Here is a 26,728-nt window from a genome sequence, read left to right on the forward strand (position 1 = left end):
ACACCGATTTCACCATGACGGACAACACCCAGCACGGCTTCGCCACACGCGCCATCCACGCCGGCTTCGAGCCCGACCCTCAGACCGGCGCGGTCAACGTACCGATCTACGCGTCGTCGACGTTCGCCCAGGACGGCGTCGGTGAGATGCGCGACGGCTTCGAGTACGCGCGCACGGGCAACCCCACCCGACGCCCCCTCGAAGCGAATCTCGCTGCGCTCGAAGGCGGCACCTACGGTCGCGCGTTCGGTTCGGGTATGGCCGCGACCGACTGCCTGCTGCGCTCGGCGCTGCGGCCCGGCGACCACCTCGTGATCCCCAACGATGCCTACGGCGGCACGTTCCGACTCATCGACAAGGTCTTCACGCAGTGGGGCATCGAGTACACGCCCGCCGCGGTCAACGACCTCGACGAGGTGCGCGCGGCCCTGCGTCCGAACACCAAGCTCGTGTGGATCGAGACCCCCACCAACCCGCTGCTCAACATCGGCGACATCGCTGCACTCGCCGACATCGCGCACACCGGTGACGCGAAGCTCGTCGTCGACAACACGTTCGCGTCGCCGTACCTGCAGCAGCCGTTGTCGCTCGGCGCCGACGTCGTGCTGCACTCGACCACCAAGTACATCGGCGGTCACTCCGACGTCGTCGGTGGCGCACTGGTAACCGACGAGGAAGCACTCGACACCGCGTTCGCGTTCCTGCAGAACGGTGCAGGCGCGGTCCCCGGCCCGTTCGACGCCTTCCTCACCCTGCGGGGCATCAAGACCCTCGCGGTGCGCATGGAACGGCACAGCGACAACGCCGAGAAGATCGTCGACGCGCTCTCCGGGCACAAGGCGGTCACCCAGGTGCTGTACCCCGGTCTCGACTCGCACCCGGGCCACGAGGCCGCCGCGAAGCAGATGCGCCGGTTCGGCGGCATGATCTCGGTGCGCCTCGCCGGTGGGCGCCAGGCCGCGCTCGACTTCTGCAAGCGCACGGAGATCTTCACCCTCGCCGAGTCGCTCGGTGGCGTCGAGTCGCTGATCGAGCACCCCGGCGCCATGACCCACGCGTCGACGGCGGGCTCGGCCCTCGAGGTGCCCGATGATCTCGTGCGGCTGTCCGTCGGCATCGAGGATGCCGCCGACCTCCTCGCCGACATCGAGCAGGCACTGCGGTAGTCCCACCCGTCGAATACAGCCGTGGCTCCCGGAAGAACTCCGGGAGCCACGCGCATGAGTGGAGCCGGACCGACCGGTTCCGGGCGGTGCCAGGTGAGTTAGGCTGCCGAGGTACCAAGCCGAAACGGACAGCGTTACGGGGGAAGCCGGTGTGAACCCGGCGCGGTCCCGCCACTGTGATCGGCAGAGCACATTCTGCCGAAAGCCAGAGCACCCAGCTGTCCGTTCCTGATTTCGAGGCGCGTGACCTCGGAAAGGATCGACGTGCACATATCTCTGGGGTACCGGCGCGCCCGCATGCGCCGGGTGATGGCCTCCGCAATGGCTGTGGGAGTCGTTCTCGTGGTGTCCGCGTGCGGTCAGGCTGTCGAGGACACCGGCAGCGCGCAGGAAGCGGGGGAGCTGTACGTCGATCTCGACAACTGCGGCATCACCACTGAGTACACCGCGGCGCCGGAACACGCGGTCACGCTGACCTCCAATGCCACCGAGACCATGCTCGAGCTGGGACTCGAAGACCGCATGGTCGGCACCGCGTACATGCGGGGACGCGAGATCGCGCCGGAGTACACCGACGCATACGAGCAGGTGCCGATCCTCTCGTCCGAGCAGCCCACCATGGAACAGCTCATCGACGCAGACCCGGATTTCGTCTATTCGGGTTACCCCGACGGTTTCAGTGAGAAGACGGGTCATACCCGCGAACAACTCGGCGATGTCGGCATCGACACTCACCTGAACCCAGAAGGCTGCGCCACCGGTCCGGTGGACATCGACGATATCTTCGCCGAAATCACCACCATCGGTGAGATATTCCGCGTCCCCGATCGTGCGGAAGACTCGGTTGCCGAACTCCGTGCCCGACTCGACGACGTGCGGTCGCGGGTGGGCGATGAGGAACCGGTGACAGTGTTCCTGTACGCGTCCGGCACCGACACGGCCTCGACGACGGGTGCGAACAGCATGGCCACCGCGTTGATGGAAGCCGCGGGCGGCGTCAACATCTTCGGAGACGTCCCCGAGCGATGGATGAGCGTGTCGTGGGAGCAGGTCGCGGAACGGAATCCCGACGTGATCCTGGTACGTGAAGAAGGCACCACACCGCAGTACCAGTCGCCGTCGGTGACGACGAAGATCGCGGACCTGAAGGCGGTACCGGCAATTTCGGCCACCACAGCCATCCGCAACGAGGCATTCCCGACGATCACGCTGTCGCAACTCCAGCCGGGCCCGTATTCCATCGACGGCGTCGAGCATCTCGCACGCCAGTTCCACCCTGCCTCGTTCGGGTGATCGGGCAGGCTCAGCGCGCCCGCTTCCGGGTAGTGCTCGCCGTATCGCTCGTCGTCCTGCTCGTTGTGGCCACCGTAGGTGTACTTGCGGGGTCGGTCGGAGTGGATGCGGCGACGGCGTGGCGCATCATCGGACATCGGATCTTCGGCCCCTCCGTGATCACCCCCGATTGGACCAGATCCCAGGATCTGATCATCGCCGATACCCGCCTGCCCCGAGTTCTGCTTGCAGGCTGCGTCGGCGCAGGTCTCGCGCTCGTCGGTGCGACGATCCAGGCGGTCGTCCGTAACCCGCTGGCAGGACCCGGCATTCTCGGTGTATCGGCGGGTGCGGCTGTCGGAGCTGTGGCGGTCCTGAGGTTCGGATTGGGCGGCCGGGCCGTGCTGCTTCCGATCGCGGCGTTTCTCGGGGCGCTCGCTGCGATGGTGATCGTGCTCCTGGTGGCGCGGGGACGCGGACCGCTCGATCCCGTCCGTCTGGTCCTTGCCGGTGTCGCCGTATCCTCCGTGTTGAGCGCACTGACATCGCTGATGGTGCTGACCTCGCCCGATCAGAGTCTTGCCGGGCAGGTCCTGCAGTGGACACTCGGCGGGTTCGGTGCTGCCCGCTGGGATACGTTGGCCCTTCCCGTCGTCGGGGTGGCTCTCGCTTGCCTGGCCCTGATGCCGCTCAGCCGAAGCCTCAATGTGCTGCTCACCGGAGACGAGAGCGCGACCGCGCTCGGCGTCGATGTGGGGCGAATGAGATTCGGGCTGATCGTGCTGTCGACGCTGCTGACCGGGATCCTGGTCGCGGTGAGCGGAGTGGTCGGTTTCGTGGGCCTGATGATTCCGCACATCGCGCGCATCCTGGTCGGTTCGGATCACCGGCGGATGCTGCCCGTCGCGCTCGTGGTCGGAGCCGCGTTCGCGATCGGTGCCGACCTGGTGGCCCGGACCGTGATGATTCCGCGGGAGCTTCCTGTCGGCATCATCACGGCGCTCGTGGGCGGACCGTACTTCGTCTGGCTGTTGCGCCGCACATCACGGCGGTGAGGAATCGATGCTGAGATTCGAGAACATCACCGTACGCGCGGGCGGGCGAGTGTTGGTCGACGACGTGAGTTTCGAGGTCGCTCCGGGTGAGGTCGTTGCCCTGGTGGGTCCTAACGGCAGCGGAAAATCGACGCTGCTGCGTACCGCGTATCGCGCTCTTCGTCCCGCGTCGGGCTCGGTCCACCTCGATGGTCGCGATGTGTGGCGGAGTCCGGTGCGATTCGTCGGTCGCACAGCAGGGGTCGTCGCGCAGACCACTCCGTCCGACTTCCCGCTCACGGTCGCAGATGTCGTCCTTCTGGGCCGAGCGGCGCACAAGGGAATGTTCGATGCGGACAACGAGACCGACGCGATGCTTGTGATCGCGGCGCTCGACGCTGTCGACATGAGTTATCACGCCGACCGGGATTTTGCTCGGCTGTCGGGTGGGGAGCGGCAACGTGTCCTGGTTGCGCAGGCGCTCGCAGGGGAGCCGTCCGTGCTGTTGTTCGACGAACCGACCAACCATCTCGATCTGCGCCACCGGCTCGCCTTGATGCGGGTGATCCGGGATCGGGCACAGACCGCGCTCGTCGCGCTGCACGATCTCGATCTTGCCGCCCGATTCTGTGATCGCATCGCGGTGATGAGCGCGGGGAGGCTGTGGGGCATCGGTACACCCGAGGAGATCGTGACATCGGCGCTGTTGTCCGAGATCTACGGCGTGGACGCCGAGATCCTGCGGCATCCGCGCGACGACAGCCCGATGGTGGTGCCGCTGTGAGAGAGGTGTCGCCATGACGCAATGGGGAGTGCTCGCGCACGTCGACACGGATGTGTCTCCGTCCCGGAGTATCGACGACGCGATCCGGTTGGCACGCCTCGCAGAGGAGTTGGGGTTCGAGTCGTTCTGGGTCGCGCAGCACCGTTTCGGTGACCAGGGCGGGGTGGTCCCCAGCCCGCTCGTACTGCTCGCAGCAATCGCCCGGGAGACCACGACGATCGCGATCGGAACGGCCTCGATCGCCGCAGGATTCGAAGATCCCCGACGGCTGCTCGAAGATGCCGCCATCGTCGATGCGTTGTCCGGGGGAAGGCTGCAGTTGGGATTGGGCAGCGGGTCGTCGCCGACAGCATCACAGGTATGGGGCATCGATCACGACACCCGCCACGACCGGTACTGGAATGCGGTCGACGCTGTACTGCACGGCGCCACCTCGGGTCTCGGTTCTCAGGAGGTGAGGCGTGCGGTGGTTCCCGAGACCACCGGTCTCGCCGAGCGGCTCTGGGTGACCACGGGCAGCGAAGCGGGTATCGACCACACCGCACGTCGCGGGCTCGGGCTCGTCGCCGGTCGCCGTAATGTCGACGAGCGCGGTGTCGGCTTCGAGGATGCGCGCGTCGCGGGGCTCATCGCACGTTACCGAGACGCGTCGGGAGATTCCGGGCGCGTGGCATTGTCTCGTCCGTGCGTCGTCGCTCCCGACGATGCGCGAGTGGAACAGCTGCGGGCGCTCGAACAGCAGGCGCGTTCGGCGGCGGGACGGCCATACGATCCTCGAGCCTCCGTGGTGGGCACTGCCGAGTCCTTCATCGCGATGTTCTCGGACGATCCCGGCCTACCACTCGCCGACCACGTGCTGATCCACACTCGCCCACTGGCGTTGCCGTATCAGGTGCAGGTCGCCGGTCTCGAACTGTTTGCCGATGCGGTGCGGCCACACGTGTCCTGAGGCGGGTGCGCTATCGCGACTTCGCGTAGCGCGTCCCTTACCCTGAGGCGATGGGTGCATTCGATCAGGTGCGCATAGGAGAACCGGAGATTCGTGCGGCCGCGGAAGTGCTTGCGCCCGTCATGCGGAGAACACCGGTGTTGCCGTCGCGTGTGCACTCCGAACGCACCGGCGTCCCGGTGTGGTTCAAATGCGAGAACCTCCAGCACACCGGCTCGTTCAAACCGCGGGGTGCGTACAACCGGATCGCGAGACTTGCAGTCGACGAACGTGCGCGCGGGGTCGTTGCGGCGAGCGCGGGGAATCACGCGCAAGGAGTCGCGTGGGCGGCGACCGGACTCGGCATCGCCTCGACGGTGTTCATGCCCGTCGGCGCTGCTCTGCCGAAGGTCGCCGCGACCCGTGCCTACGGCGCCGACGTCCACTTCGCCGGCCAGACGATCGACGACGCGCTGGTGGCGGCCCAGGAGTTCGCGGCCGACACGGGTGCAGTGTTCATCCACCCCTACGACCACGAGGATGTCGTCGCTGGACAGGGCACTGTCGGGCTCGAGATCGCCGAACAACTCCCAGACGTGAGCGCCGTCGTTGTCCCGACCGGCGGCGGCGGTCTGCTGGCCGGAGTGGCAGCGGCGCTCGCTGTCGTCCGGCCGGGGGTCCGCGTGATCGGTGTGCAGGCCGAGGGTGCGGCCGCATGGCCCGGGTCGTTGCAGGCAGGCCACCCCGAACGAGCGCGGAACATGTCGACCGTCGCCGACGGTATTGCTGTGGGAATGCCTGGGTCCGTGCCGTTTCCGCTGGTGCAGGACCACGTCGACAGCGTCGTCACCGTCAGTGATGATGCCCTTGCCCGGGCGTTGGTGCTGTGCATGGAACGATCCAAGCTCATCGTCGAGCCTGCGGGTGCTGCTGCGGTGGCCGCGCTGTCCACCGCGGGGCTGGAGTTCGACGGTCCGGTCGCCGCGATCCTCTCCGGCGGCAACATCGACCCCTTGGTTCTGACTCATGTGATCGGACATGGGCTACGAGCAGGAGGTCGATACCTCGCTGTGCGCGTGTCGATTCCGGATCGACCCGGTGCTCTGGTCGGATTGTTGAGCGTGGTGGGGGACTCCGATGCCAGTGTCGTCGACGTCGTGCATTCGCGTACGGCGGGGCAGCTTGCGCTCGACGAGGTGCAGGTTGCGTTGACGATGGAAACCCGTGGTGCGCAACACCGCAGTGAAGTGCTCGAAGCATTGCGCGGTGCCGGTTACGTGGTGGAGATCGAATAGCGAGACATTCGCGCGGCGAAGTCGTCTGCCACGACCTGCGCGTCGCGCCCGCCCCGTACGATCACGCATGTGGACTTCGACTACGACCTCGCCGCCGATGATGCACTGATCGCCGCCGTGCTTCCCCTGCTTCGGGAGCACGGCCCGCTCACGCTCGACGAGATCAGGGAGCGGCTCGTATCGGGTGACGACGCCGACGATCTGATCCTGCCCGTCGATGAGCTGCCCGACCATCCGATGCTGGTCTACCTGAGCGACGGCCGATACGCCGCATTCGACGCGCTCCTCGGAGGCCGTGTCCTGACGCATCGGCTCACCGATGCCGAGGTGGCGTCCGCTGTGCTCCCCGTCGACGAGATCTACCCGCTGCTCGTGTTCGTGACCGGCGACGAGGACTACGACCTCGTCGAGATCGACCAAGAACCCGACCGGCTCGAGGATCGCGGCATCGCCGACCTCGCACCGTTCGGCAACGAGGCGCTCGTGTTTCCCCGTGGTGCCTTCGCCGAATTGTCGTCCGGCGACCTCGTGGCCGCGACCGTGACAGAGACGGGATTGGTGATCGCACCGGCGACTGCCGAGACCGACACCGTTCCCGAGTTGGCCGCGGTGCTGGGGGAGACGCTCGCGTCGGGCGACCCGGCGTACCTCGAGTCGTCGGTGTTCTCAGTGATGTTCGAGGCGCCCACTTCGTTCACCGTTCCGTCCCTGCCGTTGTCGGAACAGATCGAGAGGGAAGGGCTCGAGGTGTCCGGCGGCCTCGTGGCACCGCCCGGGTTCGATTTCGCGGGATATCTCGCGCGGAGCGCAGTCGATTCCTACGCCGAGCAGGTCGGTGTCCCGGTCGAGGCAGTGCCGGGGGTCGTGTTGTTCGCGTCGCTGGTCGATGCGATCAGTGACGGGGACGACAGCGATCTCGAGTCGCGGTTCGCGGAGGGCAAGTCCGGACTCTTCGCAGCGTTGGCCGACCCCGATGTGGCGATGACGGTCGTCGACGAACTCCTCGAGCAGGCGATCGCTTCGGAGTCGATCGAACGGGCCGCAGTGTGGATGAAGGACCACGGCCCGCGGAAGGTTGACGCGGCGGCGTTCTGGATCGCGGGCAAAGCCGCGGAGACCGCTGCTCGCGTCGACGATGCGGCGCGTTACTTCGAGCGTTCCACAGACCTGGATTCGGAGTTCTATCCGGCGCTCGAGGATCTCGCCCGGTATGTCTCCGACAGTGGGGACGCGGTCCGTGCGCTGTCATTGCTGGGCCGGTCCCTCGACGGTCCGGATCACCCACTGTATTCGGTGCTGGAGACCTTCCAGCCCGTCGAGCGCCCCGATCTGGGCCGCAACGATCGGTGCTGGTGTGGGTCGGGTCGTAAGTACAAGGCGTGCCATCTCGGCAAGGCCGAGTACTCGCTGGAGGATCGCGCGCCCTGGCTGTACTTCAAGGCCTGCATGCAGATGTCGGAGGTCTCGTGGCGGGACCATCGCTTCGCTCTTGCAGAGGCGCGCAGCGGCTACAGCGACAGCGACGACGACCTGTTCGAGGCTCTGTCCGATCCGTTGCTCGACGACGTGATGCTCGGTGAAGGCGGTGGGCTGGCCGAGTTCGCGGAGGTGCGTGGGCACCTGCTGCCCGACGACGAACGCGATCTTCTTGCGCGGTGGCTGCCGGTGGAGCGGTCGGTGCACGAGGTCGAGGCTGTCCGGGTGGGGGAGGGGCTGACGCTGCGCGACGTACGAACGGGCGAGCGGCGGAATCTGACCGCGCCCGAGGTGGGCGAGGACGTCCCCGTGGGTGGCCTGTTGTGCGCACGGGTCGTTCCGGTCGCAGACACCTGGCGGATTCTGGGGGCTGCCACGCCGGTCACTCAGGAGCAGAGCGACGCGATCCTCCGGCTGTTCGGTGACAGCGAGCAAGCCGACGTGTACGCCGGCGTCGCGCTTGTGGAGTTGCTGACCGATTTGTCCATGTCTACGCAGGCAACGGACGGATAACGGGGAGCACCTCCAGCCTCACTGATCCCACAAGACTCACAACTAGAACGTGTTCCTAAATATATGTGATATCAAGTAGCGGAAGCGGTGCCCGTGATCGGTATCACAAGTACGGTTGGGGTCGTTCCAGAGGGATGTGGGGGTTGCGTATGTCGGTAGACCCGTCTGCGGTCATCGTGGCAGTGGCCACGGCAGCGAGTGCGCTCGTGCAGGGAGCGGACATACCAGCAGAGATACAAGATCAGGTGGCGTCCGCGATCGAGTCGTTCGAGGCGGGAGCCCCGGGCACCGACCAGCAGGTCGAGGATTTCGTGGCGTCGCTGCCGGAGCAGGTGCAGGACCAGGCCAAGCAGGTCGTGGCCGACACCACCGACTCGGTCGCAGCGGCAATCGAGCCTCATCTGCCCGAGGAGGCGCTCGAAGCGCTCCATCCGCCGGAGCCCGGACCGGACTCTGCGATCGCGCCGGCAGCACCGCAGTCGAGGCCGAACGCGTTCGGCCTCTCACCGGTACCCCAGGCGCCGGTGCTCGGCCCGCAGCCCACCGCCACGATCGGTGGCGTCACACTCCCGTCGATTCCGGCGATCCTGCCCGGCACGGGCCTCGCACCCATCGGCGCGATCGCGGTGTTCGCTCCGTGGCTGCGCAAGGCCGGTGAAATCTGCGACGGAGTCACTGCACCCGTCCTCGCGGCCCTGTACTCGGCCGAGAACGGCTTCCGTTTCGGAGCCACGGCACCCGTGTCGCCGGTCGGCGCAAAGGGGCCGGGGCAGTTCATGCCCGGCACGTGGCGCGAGTACGGCAAGGACGCCGACGGCGACGGCAAGATCGACATCCTCGGCATCGCCGACCCAGTCATGGCGTCCGGCAACCTGCTGTGCGACAACTACAAGCAGATCGACGACTGGAAGAAGCGTGGCCTCGTCCAGGGCGACACATTGGACCTGACGATCGCGGCGTACAACGCCGGTGCGGGTGCCGTCCGCCGGTCCGGGGGTATGCCGTCCGGGTCACCCGACTACGAGAACCAGACCAAGCCGTACGTCGCAAAGATCCGGGCTACCGAGGCAGCGTTCTCCCGACTGCTGTCGCCCTTCTTCGGCCTCGGTCTCGGTGGTGCGAGCGACGTCGGCAACCGCGTCGTCGACCTCGCATTCAAGTTCCTGGGTCTTCCGTACGTCTGGGGCGGCGGCAACATCAACGGGCCGTCCGGCGGTGGTTTCGACTGCTCGGGTCTGACGTCGTACGCGGTGCACGCGGCGACCGGGATCACCCTGCCCCGCACCTCGGAAACCCAGTGGCATGTGGGCACCGAGATTCCGCTCGAGCACGCCCGGCCGGGCGACCTCCTGTTCGGCAATTGGCAGGCCGGCGGACCCGGACACGTCGCGATCTACATCGGCGGCGGCCAGATGGTGCATGCACCGACCACCGGTGATGTAGTGCGCGTCGGCACGGTCTTCCCCGATATGAAGGCGCGTCGGATCATCTGACGAGTGAGAACGCAGCGAGGTCCGGCCGGAAAATTCCGGCCGGACCTCGCTGCGCATACGTCGGGATCAGCCGTGGTACGGCTCTGCCGAAACCAGCGTCACCTTCATCGTCTTACCGTTCGGCAGCGCGTACTCGCGTGTCTCGCCGACCTTGGCCTCGATGAGGGCCTTGCCGAGCGGGGAGCTGGGCGAATAGGTCTCGAGTTCGCTGTTGCGCGCGCCTTCTTCGCGGGTCGCGATGAGGAACGTTTCCTTGTCGGATTCGTCGCCGTCGTAGTACACCGTGACGACCGAGCCGGGCAGCGCGACACCGGACTGCGTGGGTGCGACGCCGACCTTCGCGGCGCTCAGCAGCTCTTGCAGCTGACGGATGCGTGCTTCCTGCTGACCCTGTTCTTCGCGGGCGGCGTGGTAACCGCCGTTTTCCTTGAGGTCACCTTCTTCACGCCGCTCGTTGATCTCGGCCGCGATGACGGGACGATTGGCGATGAGCTGGTCCAGTTCCGCCTTGAGACGGTCGTGGGACTCCTGTGTCAGCCAGGTCACCTGGGTCTCGGTCATCATCGATCACTTCCTTCGGGTTGGAGCCCCCGGCTCCGTGGACAAGTCGTGCATACGCAACGACCGCAACAGCACGACCCTCGTCGTTCCCCCCTGGAATGCGGCGAACGGGGTCGTACTGTCTCTTATGCAGCAATACACGGCCCCAATGGGTGGAACCGTGTATCCGCATATTCTAGCACCAGATCCGGGTTACACGCGGAAATCGCAGCGTAACGGCATTGTGATCAGGGTGCGCGCAAGTAATCCGGAACGTTGAAGCTGCAGCCGTACCCGTCGCCCATGCCGGGCCGCTGTGACGTCTTGACCGTCGAATCCAGAACCACCGTCGATGCGTCCGACGCCGGCACGAGGATTTCACGCCGGCCGGTTTCGCTGCCGTCCCGCGATCGCGCACGGACGATGCACACAGCTTCCTGTGACGGGTCCTGGCGCGTGACCGACAGCTTGATGTCGAGGGTGTCGTCGTCGACGACCTCGAACGCCACCACTTCGTACTCGATCTCAGCGGGCCCGAACTGCTGGAACATCACGACCCCGAGGACGATTCCCGCGATGACGCCGAGGGCGGTGAACCCCCACTTCTTGCCGCGAGCCGTCCGTGCCTTCGACGGATATCTCGCGCTGCGGCGGGGTTGTTCTGCGGTGTCGGTCATCGTTTTCTTTCGTGCCCAGGCCGAAGTTCGGGTGCTCCCGTGGGGCCACGGCTGACGGAGGAGTTGTCAGGTGGAACTATAGGGGAGGGATCCGAACGGCCCGCACCGGCGGTAGCTGTCCGGTCCCGAGATGTATACGACGGTGAGGTGGAGGAAACACGTGAGCGGACTACGGCTCATGGCCGTGCATGCCCATCCCGATGACGAGTCGAGCAAGGGTGCCGCCACTACGGCCCGCTACGCGGCGGAGGGGCACGACGTGCTCGTCGTGACACTCACGGGTGGCGAACGAGGAGACATCCTCAATCCTGCGATGGATGTGCCCGGAATCCGGGATCGCATGCCCGAGGTTCGTCGCGAGGAGATGGCGGCGGCGGCGCGTCACCTCGGCGTGCAGCATCGCTGGCTCGGTTTCATCGACTCCGGGCTTCCGGAGGGCGACCCCAAGCCGCCGCTGCCCGAAGGATGCTTCGCGGTGGTGCCGCTCGACGAGCCCACACGCAAGCTCGTCGAGGTCATCCGGGAGTTCCGTCCCCACGTCATGACCACGTACGACGAGAACGGCGGCTACCCGCACCCTGATCACATCCGTTGCCACGAGGTGTCGATGGCGGCGTACGAGGCGGCAGCCGATCCGAACTATCATCCCGAGCTCGGCGAGCCGTGGGAAGTGCGGAAGGTCTACTACTCGCACGGCTTCATCCGGAAGCGCATCGAATTGTTCCGGGACGAGTACGAACGCCGCGGCGAACCGTTCCCGATGGAGGAGTGGCTCAGCCGCTGGCGCACCGAGCAGGGCGATCTCATGGCACGGGTCACCACCCAGATAACCTGTGGTGACTACTTCCCGAACCGCGACGACGCGCTTCGGGCACATGCCACTCAGATCGATCCGAACGGGTCGTTCTTCGCGGTGCCGCTGGACATCCAGCAGAAGGTGTGGCCAACCGAGGAGTTCGAGTTGGCAAAGACCCGCGTCACCACGAAGATCCCCGAGTCGGATCTGTTCGCGGGTATCGAGGACGGACAGGTGAGATGACGTTAGGCACGCTGGCAGTCGAGGTTCTTGCGCAGGAACCCGCCGGCCCCGAGTTCGGCAAGGCGTCGCCGGTCGGGCTGGCCATTGTGCTGGTGCTCCTCGCCGCCATTGCTCTGCTCATCTGGAATATGAACAAGCGCCTGAGCAATCTCCCCGAGACCTTCGATACGAACAGTCCCGAGGCCGACCAGGCGGTAGACGAAGGCACCGATCGCGGCGCCACCACGGTGGACATCACAAAGACGGACGAGACTTCTGCAGAGACCGACGAGGTGGAGAAGAACGGGCGTCGCAGCACCCCCGGAAAGAACTGACCGCACGTAACGTGGGGGAATGGCGAACAGGCTTGCCGAATCCCTCAGCCCGTACCTGCGTCAGCACGCCGACAACCCCGTGCACTGGCAGGAATGGGGCGATGACGCGCTCGCCGAGGCTCGTGACCGGGACGTGCCGATCCTCCTGTCCGTCGGCTACGCCGCGTGCCACTGGTGTCATGTCATGGCCCACGAGTCGTTCGAGGATGATGCCACCGCGGCGGTGATGAACGCGGATTTCGTGTGCATCAAGGTCGATCGGGAGGAACGCCCCGACATCGACGCGGTGTACATGAATGCGACGGTCGCGATGACGGGGCAGGGCGGATGGCCCATGACCTGTTTCCTCACACCAGACGGGCGGCCGTTCTACTGCGGGACCTACTACCCGAGTGTGCCGCGCGGCGGAATGCCGTCGTTCACCCAGTTACTCGGTGCGATCACCGACACATGGCGCAACCGCCGCGACGACGTCGCCAAGGCGGCGGCCGCGATCGTCGCCGAACTCGAGCGCAGCAGCGGCGGGCTTCCCCCGGGCACCCGCGCGGTCGACCCGGAGCTTCTCGATTCGGCGGCATCAACGGCCGCGGACGACGAGGACAAGGTTCACGGCGGTTTCGGCGGCGCACCGAAGTTCCCGGCGTCGAACCTGCTCGAGGGTCTGCTCCGCGGGTACGAACGTACGGGGGCAGCAGAGACGCTGGGGCTCGCCGAACGCACCGCAGCGGCCATGGCGCGCGGCGGCATCCACGACCAACTCGGCGGGGGATTCGCCCGCTACAGTGTCGATTCGGGCTGGGTCGTGCCCCATTTCGAGAAGATGCTCTACGACAACGCGCTGCTCCTGCGCGCGTACGCGCACCTCGCCCGGATCACCGACGAGCCCCTGCCGCGTCGCGTGACGGAAGGCATCGTCGAATTCCTGCTCCGCGATCTGCGCACCGACGAAGGGTGTTTCGCGTCGGCGCTCGATGCCGACACCGACGGAGTCGAAGGGCTGACCTACGCGTGGACGCCGCAGCAACTCGTCGATGTTCTCGGCGACGAGGACGGTGCGTGGGCTGCGGAGCTGTTCGCCGTCACCGACGCCGGGACGTTCGAGGCCGGTGCTTCCGTCCTGCAGTTGCCCACCGATCCGGACGATCAGGTTCGTTCCGATTCGGTTCGTGTGCGGCTGTTCGCGGCACGGCTGGCCAGGCCGCAGCCGGGTCGCGACGACAAGGTCGTCACCGCATGGAACGCACTGGCGATCACCGGTCTCGTCGAGGCCGGTCTCACGTCGGGACGGCCGGACTGGGTCGATGCCGCCGCGGCGTGCGCTCGCGCGCTGTTGAGTTCGCACCTGGTGGACGGCCGACTGCGGCGCGCGTCTCTCGGTGGATCGGTGGGTGCGCCCGCCGGTGTGCTCGAGGACCACGGCGCCCTGATCACCGCTCTTCTCGCGCTGTACCAGGCCACCGGCGACGCGCGGTGGCTCGACCCTGCCAGACAGTTGGCCGACACCGCGCTGACCCACTTCGCCGATCCGGACAGGCCGGGAAGCTGGTTCGATACCGCTCACGACGCCCAACAACTCGTGGCGCGGCCGCGCGACCCTGTCGATGGCGCGACTCCGTCCGGTGCGGCATTGATCACCGAAGCGATGCTCACGTTGGCCGCGGCGGTCGACGACGGGGCCCGCTACGCGGAGGCCGCCCACGCCGCGTTGAGCGCTGCGTCGCTCCTGCTCGAGCGGGCCCCGCGCGCGTCGGGGCACTGGCTCACCGTCGCCGAGGCCGCTGTGCGCGGGCCGCTCCAGGTGGTCGTCGTGGGCGGGGGAGAGTTGCTCGAAGTGGCGCGACGTGAGGCGCCGGGCGGATCGCTCGTCGTCGGCGGTGCGCCGGAGTCGTCTGCGCTCTTCATCGACCGGCCTCTGGTCGACGGAGCGCCCGCCGCCTATGTCTGCCGTGGGTTCGTGTGCGATCGGCCGGTGACGTCGGCGCGGGATCTGAGTGAGGCGCTGGCCGCAACCTGAGTCGTCAGGCCCAGGTCTGCGTGGCGCGGGCTCCGAGGAAGTCGCCGTCGCTGGTCACCGGCGCCGAGAGCAGTCCCGCAGCCGCGTCGATGAGAAAATTCGAGAAGCCCGTCCAGTTGGGTTCGTCGCCGATGTGGTCGAGCCGCTCCTCGTAGTCGGCGCAGCTGTCGGTGACGATCCGACCCAGAATCCAGGACCGCCCGGTGAGCACCGAAGGTGGGCACTCGGTGAGCAGCGCGCGGGTACGGAGGATGAGGTCCTCCACAGTGGGATCGGACGTGATGGTCGCTGCGACTGCTTCGGTCATCGATGGAACGGCCCGCATCTGCCTCAGGAAGCGTGCGCGCCAGCTCGGGACGGGCATCGACGCCAGTTGGTCGGTGAAGGGGACGATCAGGCAGCTCAGCAGGTCGCGCAGCCCGGGCTCAGGGCCGAGCATCGCGACGAGTTCCTGCCGACGCGCGTGGGTGTCCTCGCTGAAGCGCAGCATCATGGCGCGGATGAGCTCGTCACGGCTGCCGAAATGGTAGTTCACAGCGGAGTGGTTGGAGTTGCCGGCGTGCTCCGCGATGCGCCGGTTCGATACCGCGTCGATGCCGTGTTGCGCGAAGAGTTCTTCCGCGGAGTCGAGTAGCGACTGCCGAACCCGATCGCCGTAATTGCCCATGCCTGTTTCCGTCGCTTCCTTGTGGCCCAATGTCCTCCGGCGCTGTGGGACGAACGTCACCAGTCTTGCAGCTTGGCGGATTTAAGACACGCAGCGTACCGTTTTTAAGTCAAGCAACGTAATTATTCGAGGAGTACTGCCGATGTCCACCACCACCCTCGAGCAACCCACAGGCGGACCGCCGGGCGACGGCGAGCCGACCGAAGCCGACCTCGCTCGTGCCCGCAAGGAAGAAATCGGCCGGTACGTCGCGGTCTTCGTCATGCCCTTCCTGATGGTCGGGATGATGATCACCGGGTACCTCGCCGCGATGCACGCTCCGGCGCCGAACAACATGCCGATCGCCGTGGCCGGGTCGACCGAGCAGGCCGTCCAGTTCGCTCGCACGCTCGAGGACGCCGATCCCGATGCCGTCGACATCCGGGTCGTATCCACGGCCGACGAAGCGCGCGACCTCGTCTTCGCCCGTGAGGTTGCGGGCGCGGTGTCGCTGTCGGATACCGGGACCGCCACGGTCTACACCGCGGGTGCCGCGGGTGCCTCTCAATCGTCCACCGTCACCGGCCTGCTGGCGCCACAGGTGATCGGTCAAGGGCTCGATCTGGTCGCCGAAGATCTGGCACCGCTGCCCGCCAACGACACCGCAGGCCTTGCCGCGATGTTCATGGCCACAGGTCTGATGCTTGCGGGCTACATGCCGTGGAGCATCACGTTGTCGAACTCACCCGAGTTGCTTCGCACACGCCGTGCGATTCCGCTTCTCGCCGGTTGGTCCGCGCTGATCTCCGCGCTCGTGTGGTTCGTCGCCGGCCCGGTGCTCGGCGCCATCGAAGGGCATACCGCTACGATCCTGGGCATCTCCTGGCTCGCGGTATTCGCCGTGGGATCGGTGCAGCTGTTCCTCACCAAGATCTTCGGTCCGATGGCCGTGCTGGTCGGCATGCTCTTCATCATGGTGCTCGGCGTTCCCGCGTCCAACATGGGCATGTCGATCTACACGTTGCCCTCGCTCTACCCGACGTTGCATGCCTTCCTGCCGACGGCGGCGGCCGGTGAGGCGCTCCGCTCGGTCCTGTACTTCGATGGTGACGGACTCGGTTCGTATGTTCTCGTCCTGGTGATCGGTGCGGTGCTCGCGCTCGCCGCGACCCTCGGTGTCGATGCGATCAAGCGCAAGCGCAACCCCGACGGGGGCGACCCGGAGATCACGGTGGCCTCACTCACCGCAGGCCCGCGCCCCGAGCGCAATTGGGTCCGCTACCTCACTCTCGGATTCTTCCCGCTCGCGATGGTCGTCATGATGTTCTCGATCATGCTCGGCGCGATGTACCAGCCTGCGCCGCGTGAGATGCCCGTCACCGTGGTGGCGGCGACGATGGAGCAGGCCGAACAGACCGTGGCCGGACTCGAACAGAACATGACCGGACTGTTCGAGTTGACCGCGTCCGATTCCGTCGACGAAGCGAGCGCCGCCGTTGCGGACCGCAGCGTTGTCGCCGCGTACGTGCTGCCTTCGGTCGAGTCGCCGACTGCGACGCTGATCACCAGTCAGGCCGCCGGTATGAGCCAACAGCAGGTGGTGGCGATGACGTTCGAGCAGGTCTCTGCTGGGATGCAGGTGCCGCTCGCCACGGAGGATCTTGCGCCGCTCCCGGATTCCGACACCATGGGCACGGTCACGATGTATGTCGCGATGGGCTGGATCATGTCCGGGTTCATGCTCGCCGTGGTGGGCAACAGCGCCGCTCCGGCGGCCATGCGCCTGAAGAAGTTGCTCCCGATCGCAGCCGGTTTCTCGGTGTTCATGTCGCTTGTCGTATGGGTGATCGCCGATCCGATCACCGGTGCCGTCGACGGCCATTTCCTGCAGCTGTTCGGTACCGGAATCGTCGCGATCTTCTGCACAGCAATGTTCTCCACGTTGCTCACCAGGCTGTTCGGGATGCTCGCGGTCATTCCTGCCGTCGCGATCCTGATGTTCCTGGGTGTACCTGCGTCGAACGGTGCGATGTCGGTCTACATGAGCCCCGAGATCTTCCGCGTGCTGCACGACATTCTGCCGATGCCCGCGGCCGTCGAGTCGATCCGATCGATCGTGTACTTCGGTGCGGACTCCGTGGGCACCCATCTGGTGACGTTCGCGATCTGGGGCATCGTCTCGCTCCTGTGTGTGATCGCGCTCGACACCCTGCGTGGCCGCAAGAAGGCGGAGGACTCGGTGACCGCGGGGGAATCGGTCGACGCCCCCTAGGCGCCGGCGACCGGAGCGAGCATCAGTGACGGCGACTCGATGCCACTGGAATCGAACGCCTCGAGTACCGCGCCGGTGAGCGCGCGCCGGACCGCCCACTGCTTGCCGGCCCGCACCCGTACGGTGAGGCGCAGGGTGACCGCACCTGCCGTCACCGAGTTCACTCCGAGGAGTTCCGGCTTCTCGAGAACGAACGCGGCGAGGTCGTCACGTTCGACCGTGTCCAGCACCGCCCTGAAGGCGACCTGCTGGGCACGGTCGACGTTTGCGGTGGGGGCGACGGGAACGTCGACGACTGCGACCGCGTGGCCCTGGCTCATATTGCCGACGCGCAGTATTTCCCCGTTGCGGCAGTACCAGAGGGTGCCGTCGATGTCGCGAATGGTGGTCACGCGGAGCCCGACGGATTCGACCGTGCCGATCGCGTCGCCCACGTCGACCACATCACCTACGCCGTATTGGTCCTCGAGCAGCATGAACATGCCGGAGATGAAATCCCGGACGAGGTTCTGCGCGCCGAAACCGAGCGCGACACCCGCGATGCCGGCCGACGCGATGAACGGTGCGACGTTGAACCCGAGCGTGGCGAGGGTCTGCAACACGACCCAGGCGAGCACCACGATCGAGACACCCGACTTGAACACCGAACCGATGGTCTGCGCCCGTTGGATGCGACGTTCGCGCACGGCCGGGTCGCCGATACCGACACCGTTCCTGGCCGCACGTTCTTGGAGCGGTCGCAGGATCGATCGTTTGGTGCTGGTGTCCTCGTCGACCGTAGGTCGCGGCTTGGTCATGCGATCGATCACCTTGTGCAGCACATAGCGCAGAAGCACCGCCACGACGATGTAACTCAGGATCGTCAGTGGACGGTCGATCAACCAGTCGCGGTGGGTATCGGTCAGTTCGAAGGACAGGAGCGAGATAGACATTGCCTCGATGTTATCAATCCGTGACCATTGCTGCGAGGAGCGACGCTCACGCGAAGACGACGAGCCACACCGCCACCGCATGACACAGTGCCGCGATCACGGTCGCCGCGTGGAAGAACTCGTGGTGCCCGAACGTCGAGGGCCATGGGTTCGGCCACTTCGTCGCGTAGAGGATCGCTCCGCCGCTGTAGAACAACCCGCCCACGAGGAGCAGGACCATCGGGGCGACTCCCGCTTCGGACACGAGGTCGCCGGCCACGGGAACGATCGCCCAACCGAGCAGAAGGTAGAGGGGCACCCCCATCCATCGCGGAGCGGTCGGCCACAGCATCTTCAGCGCGACACCGGCCGCTGCTCCGGTCCACACGATCGCCAGGAGGGTGCGTCCGGTCTCGGGCGGCAGTGCGAGCGTCGCGAACGGCGTGTAGCTGCCCGCGATGAACACGAAGATCATCGAATGATCGGCGCGTTTCATCCACATCCGATGTCGGGGATCCGACCAATGTACGCGGTGGTAGAGGGCGCTGACGCCGAAGACGCCGCACACCGTGATGCTGTAGATCGTGGTCGGCCACGTTGCAGCGGGATTCGTCACCGCGGCGACGCTCACCAGGACGATTCCCGCGACCACTGCGGCCCCGAATGCCCAGAGGTGGATCCACCCCCGCATGCGGGGCTTGACGGGCAGTTCGTCGATTCCGAAGACCGTCATTCCTGCGGATCCTTCCCGACCGGTCAGTAACCTACGGCTGCGTAGGTTTGTTGGATTCACGCTACCGGGATGTGTGCGGAGCGCGCGAGTGGTGTTGCCCACCGCCGCAACCGCGGCAACTCGTGGGCGTAATGTGACTCACGTGGTGATGACGCGGTGAGACTCAGCGGCGTGCTGTACGGGCTCTACGAACGGCGGTTGCTCAGGGAGCTCGAAGGTGCTCGACATCCGCGACACGTCGCGGTGATGTGCGACGGAAATCGCCGATGGGCGCGAGAGAACGGGTTCACGGACGTCGCTCACGGACATCGCATGGGTGCCCGCAAGATCGCCGAATTGCTGAGCTGGTGCGACGCCGCAGGCATCGAGACCGCGACGATCTATCTGCTCTCCACCGAGAATCTCCGTCGCGACCCGGAGGAGCTCGACGCGCTCCTCGAGATCATCGCCGACGTCGTCGAAGAGATCTCGGCGCCGGATCAGAACTGGAGCGTGAAGATCGTCGGCACTCCCGAACTGCTGCCGGACGATCACGCAACCCGGTTGCGTGCGGCCGCAGCCGGGACCGCGGGTCGTACCGGCACGCACGTCAACGTCGCTGTCGGATACGGCGGTCGGCAGGAGATCGTCGACGCGGTGCAGGCACTGCTGCGGAAGAAGCAGGCCGACGGACTGTCGGGCGACGACCTGATCGACGCGGTCACCGTAGACGGCGTCGACAGCCATCTCTACACCTCGGGGCAGCCCGACCCGGATCTCGTCATCCGCACCTCCGGTGAGCAGCGCCTCTCGGGTTTTCTGCTGTGGCAGAGCGCGTACTCGGAGATCTGGTTCACCGAGGCGTACTGGCCCGAGTTCCGGCGGGTCGACTTCCTGCGCGCCCTCCGCGACTTCGCGGCGCGGCACCGCCGATTCGGCGTCTGACCGGGTCGGTCAGATCTTACGGAGCCGCAACCTGTTGATGGAGTGGTTGGCGTCTTTGCGCAGCACGAGTGTCGCGCGCGGCCGGGTCGGCAGGATGTTCTCCACCAGGTTCGGCAGGTTGATCGAGTGCCACAGCTCTTTCGCGGCGCTCACCGCGTCGCGATCGGACAGTCCCGCGTAGTGATGGAAATGTGCGTCGGGGTTGGAGAACGACGTCTTCCGCAGGGCGAGAAACCTGTCGACGTACCACTTCTCGATGTCCTCGATGCGGGCGTCGACGTAGATCGAGAAGTCGAAGAGATCGGACACCATCAGGCGGGGGCCGGTCTGCAGGACGTTGAGGCCCTCGATGATGAGGATATCCGGCTGCCGCACCACGTGGTACTGGCCGGGGATGACGTCGTACGAGATGTGTGAATAGAGCGGGGCCGCAACCTCTTCGGCACCCGACTTCACCTCTGTGACGAAACGCAGCAGTTTGCGCCGGTCGTAGCTTTCCGGGAAGCCCTTCCGGTGCATGATGTTCCGGCGGATCAGTTCCTTCGACGGATACAGGAATCCGTCGGTGGTCACCAGATCGACGCGGGGATGATGCTCCCATCGCGCCAGCAGCGCTTGAAGCACGCGCGCGGTGGTGGATTTGCCCACGGCGACCGAACCCGCGACGCCGATGACGAACGGCACTTGGCGGTCGGGGTGTTTCTCCCCGAGGAAGGTCGCGGTCGCTGCGAACAGGCGCTGCCGCGCCGCGACCTGAAGGTGGATCAGACGAGCGAGAGGTAGGTACACCTCGGCGACTTCGGCGAGGTCGATCTGCTCACCGAGCCCGCGTAGCCCCACGAGTTCGTCCTCGGTGAGGACGAGCGGTGTGGACTTGCGCAGCGTCCGCCACTGCTTGCGGTCGAACTCGACGTACGGGCTGGGTTCGCTCAGACGCGCCATCGGCACGTCCCTCCGACGACGCCCATTCCGTCGATGCGGCCCCTGCGTGGGTCGTGGCGCTGCGTGTCCATGCAGGGGATTGTGCTCGCTGACACAGGATGATGCGTCGCCGGGGTCCCCGCACGCAGCGGAACCGCGCGTCGTCCAGGCGGGGGAGCGACTAGGGTTGCCGGGTATGGGATCGGACGCATTCGTACGGGAATACCTGCTGCTGGGGCTGGCTTTCGACCGCCTCGAAGAAGGATTCGTCGACGCTTATACCGGCGACCCGGAGTTGCGTCGTCGAACAGAGAACGCTCCCGCACCGGTTCCTCGTGATTTATCCCACACGGCGAAGCGGCTCCGCGAAGAACTTCCGGCTGCGGGACTCTCGGACGAGCGGACCCGGTTTCTCGATGCCCACCTGCGGGCACTGGACTGTTCCGCCCGCAAGTTCGCAGGCGACGACATCGGATTCGTCGACGAGGTCGAGGCCTATTTCGATGTGCACATCGAGCCCGGAAACGAGGACGACTACCGCGACGCGCATCGTCGCCTCGACGCGCTCCTGCCGCCGGGAGGGGGCAGTGGAGTGTCGCTCGCCGAGCGGCTGCAGACTCATCGCAAAACCGAGGTGATCCCCGCCGACCGGCTCGCAGAATGCGTCGAGGCGTTCTCGAGCGCGCTCCGCGACAAGGTCCGCGCGGTGTACCCGCTGCCGGAGACCGAACGCGTCGAATACGAGGTGGTCGGCGACAAGCCGTGGTCCGGGTTCAACTACTACCTCGGCGACTACCGGTCGCGGGTCGCGATCAACTCCGACCTCGAGCAGCAGATGTCGAATCTGCCGCGGCTGATCGCGCACGAGGCCTACCCCGGGCATCACACCGAACACTGCCGGAAGGAGGCGGGCCTCGTCGCCGCCGGGCAGGGTGAGCAGACGTTGTTCCTCGTCAACACCCCGCAGTGCCTCATGGCCGAGGGGCTGGCGGACCTCGCGCTCGAGGCGATCGTCGGGCCGGGGTGGGGACTCTGGGCGCAGGAGATCTACGCGGATCTCGGTCTGCGCTTCGACGGGGAACTGGCCGAGCAACTGGGGGCGGCGTCCGCCGGGCTGCTGTCGGTGCGTCAGGACGCCGCGCTGCTCCTGCACGACCGCGGGCGCAGCCACGACGACGTCGCCGAGTTCCTGCAGCGCTGGTCGCTGTCGAGCCCGGAACGCGCGCGGCAATCGTTGCGGTTCCTGTCGTCACCGCTGTGGCGCGCTTACATCAGCACCTACGTCGAGGGCTACCGGCTGCTCGGTGGGTGGCTTGCTCAGGCCCCGGTCGGTGTCGAGCGGTCCGAACGCTTCCTCCGCCTGCTCGACGAGCCGCTCGTGCCGAGTTCGCTGCGGTGACCCCGGTCACCTGCGGGGACCGGGTTCCTCGAATGGAGGTGTGGTTCGTAGACTGGAAGCCGTATCCTGCCGCCCTCAGCTTGGAGAATCCTCGATGACAACTGTGCCCGGCACTGACGTCAACACCGCCTCACTCGCCGATCTCGACCCGGAGGTCGCGCAGGCGATGGCCGGCGAGTTGTCTCGTCAGCGCGACACCCTCGAGATGATCGCGTCGGAGAACTTCGTGCCGCGCGCGGTCCTGCAGGCTCAGGGCAGCGTCCTGACCAACAAGTACGCCGAGGGCTACCCCGGTCGCCGCTACTACGGCGGCTGCGAGCATGTCGACGTCGTCGAGGATCTTGCCCGCAACCGTGCGAAGGAACTGTTCGGCGCCGAGTTCGCCAACGTTCAGCCGCACTCGGGCGCGCAGGCCAACGCAGCAGTGCTGATGGCGCTCATGACGCCGGGGGAGAAGCTCCTCGGTCTCGACCTCGCGCACGGCGGTCACCTCACGCACGGCATGAAGCTCAACTTCTCCGGCAAGTTGTACGACGTCGCGTCCTACGGGGTCAGCAAGGACGATCACCGCATCGACATGGACGAGGTCCGCGATATCGCGCTTCGTGAGAAGCCGAAGGTCATCGTCGCGGGCTGGTCGGCGTACCCGCGGCAGCAGGATTTCGCGGCCTTCCGGTCGATCGCCGACGAGGTCGGTGCCTACCTGTGGGTCGACATGGCGCACTTCGCGGGTCTGGTCGCTGCGGGTCTGCATCCGTCGCCCGTTCCGTACGCCGACGTCGTGTCCACCACGGTGCACAAGACTCTCGGTGGTCCCCGGTCCGGCCTGATTCTCGCCAAGAAGGAGTGGGCCAAGAAGCTCAACTCCGCGGTGTTCCCCGGCCAGCAGGGCGGTCCGCTGATGCATGCGATCGCTGCGAAGGCCGTCGCTCTGAAGATCGCTGCGGGCGAGGAGTTCAAGGACCGCCAGCAGCGCACGCTGTCGGGCGCCCGCATCCTGGCCGAGCGGCTGTCGCAGGCCGATGTGGCGGACAAGGGCATCTCGGTTCTGACCGGCGGCACCGATGTCCACCTGGTTCTCGTCGATCTGCGCAACTCGCAGCTCGACGGACAGCAGGGTGAGGACGCGTTGCACGAGGTCGGCATCACGGTCAACCGCAATGCGGTGCCGTTCGACCCGCGCCCGCCGATGACCACCTCGGGCCTGCGCATCGGTACTCCGGCGCTCGCGACCCGCGGCTTCGGCGACGAGCAGTTCACCGAGGTCGCCGACATCATCGCGCAGACCCTCGTCGGTGGCGCCGATCTCGACACGCTGCGTGCCCGCGTGAGCAAGCTGGCGCAGGACATCCCGCTGTACGAGGGCTTGGAGGACTGGCCCCTGATCTGAGTCGCGTAGACCGGGTTTCCGGTCTCGACCAGCTCTTCGTGTGAGCCCGGCCCGTACCGACATCGGTGCGGGCCGGGCTCACGTCCTTTGTCGTTCGGTTTCGGGCGTGTCCGCCACCCACCCCGAACAGTGGATTAGGGTAGCCTATGCTCCGTTGCGGCTGTGTCGATGGCTGCACATGTTCGAGACCACCTTTGTGCCCCGAGACCAGAAGGACGACGCCGCATGGCCATTCCCGCCATCTCCCCGTACTCGATGCCCACCCGTGACGAACTCCCGGACGCCAGAGTGGAGTGGGCCCTCGATGCTTCGCGTTCGGTCCTGCTGATCCACGACATGCAGAAGTACTTCATCGACGCCTACCAGCCGGACGTCGAACCGCTGTCCGTTGTGGTCCCCAACATCGTTCGAATCCGTGAGGCCTGCAAGGCAGCGGGAGTGCCCGTCGTCTACACGATGCAGCCGGGCGACCAGCACCCCTCCCGCCGCGGCATCCTCGCCGACTTCTGGGGCACTGGCCTGACCACGGGCCGCGACACCGAAGTGATCGACGAACTGACCCCAGACCTCTCCGACATCCAGGTCACCAAGTGGCGCTACTCGGCATTCCAGCGCACCGACTTCCGGCAGCTGCTCGCACACTACGGCCGTGATCAGCTGATCGTCACCGGTGTGTACGCGCACATGGGCTGCATGCTCAGCGCGGCCGACGCGTTCATGAGCGACGTCGCGCCCTTCATGGTCGTCGACGGCACCGCAGATTTCTCCCGCGACGAGCACGTCATGGCACTCGACTACGTCGCCAAGCGCGTCGGCCGAGTCGAGACGACCGGCGCGGTGATCGAGGCGCTCGAAGCGACGGCCCACCGCAATGCTCCGCACGACGAGCAGCTGGCCGTGACCCGGTGAGCCGACGCGACGACTGCGGTTAACTCAAACTTCACCGACACGCCTCACCGCTAACGAGCGGGCGGAGCGCGTCGGGGTTAGCGTCGGTGGTGTAGGCGGCGCAGTGCCGACTACACGGGAGGTCCCTGATCGTGCGGCAGAACAGTCCGAGCGAGGGGCCGGCACCCGGCCCTCGTGTCCGTGAGGACCGCCAGGGAACGACCGGCCACCGAACAATCTGCGCGGTGTCGCGCAGGTCGAGGAGCCTCACGTGAATGCAACACGCTCCGTCCCAGTCGTACGCACCTACGTACTGGACACTTCCGTATTGCTCTCCGACCCGTGGGCGGTCACGAGATTCGCCGAACACGAGGTCGTGCTGCCCTTGGTGGTGATCGGCGAGCTCGAAGGTAAACGTCACCACCACGAACTCGGGTGGTTCGCGCGTGAGTCACTGCGGTTGCTCGACGACCTGCGGCAGCGCCACGGTCGGCTCGACCGCCCCATTCCTGTCGGCGACGCGGGCGGAATGCTGCACGTGGAGCTCAACCACACCGACCCGATGGTCCTGCCCTCCGGCTTCCGCACCGATTCGAACGACTCGCGGATCCTCGCGTGCGCGATGAATCTCGCCGCGGAGGGACGCGACGTCGTCCTCGTCAGCAAGGACACGCCGCTACGGGTCAAGGCCGGTGCAGTGGGCCTGACCGCCGACGAATACCACGCTCAGGACGTGATCACGTCCGGCTGGAGCGGCATGACCGAACTCGAGGTCGGCAAGACGCAGATCGACGAGTTGTTCGCCGAGGGGGTCCTCGACCTCGAAACGGCTCGGGACCTTCCGTGCCACACCGGTATCCGGCTGCTCGGGGGATCATCGAGCGCGCTCGGTCGCGTCACCGCCGACAAACAGGTGCAGCTGGTGCGCGGAGACCGCGAGGCATTCGGTCTGCACGGTCGCTCTGCCGAGCAGCGGGTCGCGCTGGATCTGTTGCTCGACGAATCCGTCGGCATCGTGTCGCTGGGTGGCAAGGCGGGCACCGGGAAGTCGGCACTTGCTCTGACAGCAGGCCTGGAGGCGGTGCTCGAGAAGCGGTCCCACCGCAAGGTCGTGGTGTTCCGGCCCCTCTACGCCGTCGGAGGTCAGGAACTGGGCTACCTCCCGGGGACCGAAGCCGAGAAGATGAACCCGTGGGGCCAGGCCGTGTTCGACACCCTCGAAGGGCTCGCGAGCCCGCAGGTGATGGAGGAGGTCATTGCCAGAGGAATGTTGGAGGTGCTGCCGCTCACCCACATCCGTGGTCGGTCGCTGCACGACTCGTTCGTGATCGTCGACGAGGCGCAGTCTCTCGAACGCAATGTGCTGCTGACGGTGCTGTCGCGGCTCGGTACCGGGTCGCGGGTCGTGCTCACCCACGATGTCGCGCAGCGCGACAACCTGCGTGTCGGACGATACGACGGTGTGGCAGCGGTGATCGAGAAGTTGAAGGGACACCCGCTGTTCGCACACATCACGCTGACACGGAGCGAGCGTTCGCCGATTGCGGCGCTCGTCACCGAGATGCTCGAAGAGTTCGCGCCGGGCGCGTAGCACGTCGACCGAATGTCACCTTCGGCACGCTGAGATAGCCGAAGGTGACATTCGGCCATGCGCCGCGGGCTGCTACTCGGAGTCGGGGAGCGGGCCGAGTTCGGTCTCGAGTACTTCCTGAACGACACGCATCGCGGCGAGCGCCGCCGGGGCGCCGCAGTATGCGCTGCAATGGATCACGGATTCGACGATCTCGGTGCGGGTCAAGCCGTTCCGCACGGCGCCGCGCACGTGGCCGCGTAGCTCGTTCTCTGCGCGCAGTGCGATGAGCATGCCGAGGTTGAGTAGGCTGCGACTCCGACGATCGAGTCCGGGACGCGACCACACTGCACCCCAGGCATGTTCGGTGACGAACTCTTGAAGTTCTTCCGAGTCGGTGCCCCGTGCGCGGTCGAAGGCTCGGTCGACGAAGTCGTCTCCCATCACTTCGCGCCGGATCTCGAGTCCCGCTGCAAATCTCGGGCTGTGCTCGGCGTCGGACATGTCGCTGCTCCCTGTTCGATGGCCA

The 26,728-nt window shown here is 66.4% G+C and carries 24 protein-coding genes and 1 riboswitch; of the genes, 17 read left to right on the forward strand and 7 right to left on the reverse strand.

What is annotated here, in order from left to right:
• The first annotated feature begins 14 nt into the window (after positions 1-14).
• The 8 genes from EV641_RS08440 (at position 15) to EV641_RS08475 (ending at position 9,961) form a co-directional block, all read left to right on the forward strand.
• Positions 15-1,166 (forward strand): cystathionine gamma-synthase, encoded by a 1,152-nt coding sequence (locus tag EV641_RS08440; protein ID WP_132471466.1) that lies wholly within the window; start codon positions 15-17, stop codon positions 1,164-1,166.
• Between the two features lie 113 nt (positions 1,167-1,279).
• Positions 1,280-1,403, forward strand: a riboswitch (cobalamin riboswitch).
• 27 nt (positions 1,404-1,430) lie between these two features.
• Positions 1,431-2,459, forward strand: coding sequence for an ABC transporter substrate-binding protein (locus tag EV641_RS08445; RefSeq protein WP_199233186.1), 1,029 nt, complete (start codon positions 1,431-1,433; stop codon positions 2,457-2,459).
• Positions 2,456-3,493, forward strand: a complete 1,038-nt coding sequence (locus tag EV641_RS08450) for an iron ABC transporter permease (protein WP_132471467.1) — start codon at positions 2,456-2,458, stop codon at positions 3,491-3,493. The genes EV641_RS08445 and EV641_RS08450 overlap by 4 nt, the downstream gene beginning before the upstream one ends.
• 7 nt (positions 3,494-3,500) lie before the next feature.
• Positions 3,501-4,256: an ABC transporter ATP-binding protein gene (locus tag EV641_RS08455; RefSeq protein ID WP_132471468.1), complete on the forward strand. Its 756-nt coding sequence runs from the start codon at positions 3,501-3,503 to the stop codon at positions 4,254-4,256.
• Between the two features lie 13 nt (positions 4,257-4,269).
• Positions 4,270-5,205 carry an LLM class flavin-dependent oxidoreductase gene (locus tag EV641_RS08460; RefSeq protein ID WP_132471469.1) on the forward strand — a complete coding sequence of 312 codons (936 nt, stop codon included), beginning with the start codon at positions 4,270-4,272 and terminating at the stop codon, positions 5,203-5,205.
• A gap of 50 nt (positions 5,206-5,255) precedes the next feature.
• Positions 5,256-6,479, forward strand: coding sequence for a threonine ammonia-lyase (gene ilvA / locus EV641_RS08465; protein ID WP_132471470.1), 1,224 nt, complete (start codon positions 5,256-5,258; stop codon positions 6,477-6,479).
• A gap of 69 nt (positions 6,480-6,548) precedes the next feature.
• A complete protein-coding gene (locus EV641_RS08470; RefSeq protein WP_132471471.1) occupies positions 6,549-8,468 on the forward strand; it encodes an SEC-C domain-containing protein in 1,920 nt (639 codons plus the stop codon).
• Positions 8,469-8,617: 149 nt separating this feature from the next.
• Positions 8,618-9,961, forward strand: a complete 1,344-nt coding sequence (locus tag EV641_RS08475; RefSeq protein WP_132471638.1) for an NlpC/P60 family protein — start codon at positions 8,618-8,620, stop codon at positions 9,959-9,961.
• 66 nt (positions 9,962-10,027) lie between these two features.
• Here the strand turns inward: EV641_RS08475 and greA are convergent, their stop codons facing one another.
• Positions 10,028-10,522, reverse strand: a complete 495-nt coding sequence (gene greA / locus EV641_RS08480; RefSeq protein ID WP_132471639.1) for a transcription elongation factor GreA — start codon at positions 10,520-10,522, stop codon at positions 10,028-10,030.
• A 227-nt stretch (positions 10,523-10,749) separates the two neighbouring features.
• Positions 10,750-11,178: a DUF4307 domain-containing protein gene (locus EV641_RS08485; RefSeq protein WP_054718681.1), complete on the reverse strand. Its 429-nt coding sequence runs from the start codon at positions 11,176-11,178 to the stop codon at positions 10,750-10,752.
• A gap of 160 nt (positions 11,179-11,338) precedes the next feature.
• On the opposite strand from EV641_RS08485, the gene mca reads away from it, so the two are divergent.
• The 3 genes from mca to EV641_RS08500 are packed head-to-tail and all read left to right on the forward strand — an operon-like array spanning position 11,339 to position 14,545.
• Positions 11,339-12,217 (forward strand): mycothiol conjugate amidase Mca, encoded by an 879-nt coding sequence (gene mca, locus EV641_RS08490; protein ID WP_132471472.1) that lies wholly within the window; start codon positions 11,339-11,341, stop codon positions 12,215-12,217.
• Positions 12,214-12,531 carry a hypothetical protein gene (locus tag EV641_RS08495; RefSeq protein WP_241996969.1) on the forward strand — a complete coding sequence of 106 codons (318 nt, stop codon included), beginning with the start codon at positions 12,214-12,216 and terminating at the stop codon, positions 12,529-12,531. Before mca ends, EV641_RS08495 begins: the two co-directional genes overlap by 4 nt.
• Before the next feature lie 19 nt (positions 12,532-12,550).
• Positions 12,551-14,545: a thioredoxin domain-containing protein gene (locus EV641_RS08500; RefSeq protein WP_132471473.1), complete on the forward strand. Its 1,995-nt coding sequence runs from the start codon at positions 12,551-12,553 to the stop codon at positions 14,543-14,545.
• Positions 14,546-14,549: 4 nt separating this feature from the next.
• On the opposite strand, the gene EV641_RS08505 is transcribed toward EV641_RS08500, so the two are convergent.
• Entirely contained in the window at positions 14,550-15,212 is a 663-nt protein-coding gene (locus EV641_RS08505) for a TetR/AcrR family transcriptional regulator (protein ID WP_132471474.1), read from the reverse strand.
• A gap of 142 nt (positions 15,213-15,354) precedes the next feature.
• On the opposite strand from EV641_RS08505, the gene EV641_RS08510 reads away from it, so the two are divergent.
• Complete coding sequence (locus EV641_RS08510) at positions 15,355-17,463, forward strand: ABC transporter permease (RefSeq protein WP_132471475.1); 2,109 nt, start codon at positions 15,355-15,357, stop codon at positions 17,461-17,463.
• On the opposite strand, the gene EV641_RS08515 is transcribed toward EV641_RS08510, so the two are convergent.
• Both EV641_RS08515 and EV641_RS08520 read right to left on the reverse strand, forming a co-directional pair.
• A complete protein-coding gene (locus EV641_RS08515; protein ID WP_132471476.1) occupies positions 17,460-18,395 on the reverse strand; it encodes a mechanosensitive ion channel domain-containing protein in 936 nt (311 codons plus the stop codon). The two genes, EV641_RS08510 and EV641_RS08515, sit on opposite strands and share 4 nt — an antisense overlap.
• Before the next feature lie 46 nt (positions 18,396-18,441).
• Positions 18,442-19,107, reverse strand: coding sequence for a hemolysin III family protein (locus tag EV641_RS08520; RefSeq protein WP_132471477.1), 666 nt, complete (start codon positions 19,105-19,107; stop codon positions 18,442-18,444).
• Positions 19,108-19,263: 156 nt separating this feature from the next.
• Here EV641_RS08520 and EV641_RS08525 point away from each other — a divergent pair, with 156 nt between their 5' ends.
• Complete coding sequence (locus tag EV641_RS08525; protein WP_054713424.1) at positions 19,264-20,031, forward strand: isoprenyl transferase; 768 nt, start codon at positions 19,264-19,266, stop codon at positions 20,029-20,031.
• A gap of 9 nt (positions 20,032-20,040) precedes the next feature.
• On the opposite strand, the gene coaA is transcribed toward EV641_RS08525, so the two are convergent.
• Positions 20,041-20,973 (reverse strand): type I pantothenate kinase, encoded by a 933-nt coding sequence (gene coaA / locus EV641_RS08530; protein WP_132471478.1) that lies wholly within the window; start codon positions 20,971-20,973, stop codon positions 20,041-20,043.
• Positions 20,974-21,148: 175 nt separating this feature from the next.
• On the opposite strand from coaA, the gene EV641_RS08535 reads away from it, so the two are divergent.
• The 4 genes from EV641_RS08535 to EV641_RS08550 all read left to right on the forward strand — a co-directional run bounded on the left by EV641_RS08535 (position 21,149) and on the right by EV641_RS08550 (position 26,220).
• Positions 21,149-22,351 carry a hypothetical protein gene (locus EV641_RS08535; protein WP_054713425.1) on the forward strand — a complete coding sequence of 401 codons (1,203 nt, stop codon included), beginning with the start codon at positions 21,149-21,151 and terminating at the stop codon, positions 22,349-22,351.
• A 94-nt stretch (positions 22,352-22,445) separates the two neighbouring features.
• Positions 22,446-23,741, forward strand: coding sequence for a serine hydroxymethyltransferase (gene glyA / locus EV641_RS08540; protein WP_132471479.1), 1,296 nt, complete (start codon positions 22,446-22,448; stop codon positions 23,739-23,741).
• 225 nt (positions 23,742-23,966) lie between these two features.
• A complete protein-coding gene (locus tag EV641_RS08545) occupies positions 23,967-24,650 on the forward strand; it encodes an isochorismatase family protein (protein ID WP_054713426.1) in 684 nt (227 codons plus the stop codon).
• 250 nt (positions 24,651-24,900) lie between these two features.
• Positions 24,901-26,220 (forward strand): PhoH family protein, encoded by a 1,320-nt coding sequence (locus EV641_RS08550; RefSeq protein WP_132471480.1) that lies wholly within the window; start codon positions 24,901-24,903, stop codon positions 26,218-26,220.
• A 72-nt stretch (positions 26,221-26,292) separates the two neighbouring features.
• Here EV641_RS08550 and EV641_RS08555 read toward each other — a convergent pair whose 3' ends face one another.
• Positions 26,293-26,703: a carboxymuconolactone decarboxylase family protein gene (locus tag EV641_RS08555; protein ID WP_132471481.1), complete on the reverse strand. Its 411-nt coding sequence runs from the start codon at positions 26,701-26,703 to the stop codon at positions 26,293-26,295.
• Positions 26,704-26,728 lie beyond the last annotated feature (25 nt).

Origin of the sequence: Rhodococcus sp. SMB37, from assembly GCF_004345605.1 — a bacterium.
In the GTDB taxonomy this organism is placed as follows: domain Bacteria; phylum Actinomycetota; class Actinomycetes; order Mycobacteriales; family Mycobacteriaceae; genus Rhodococcus.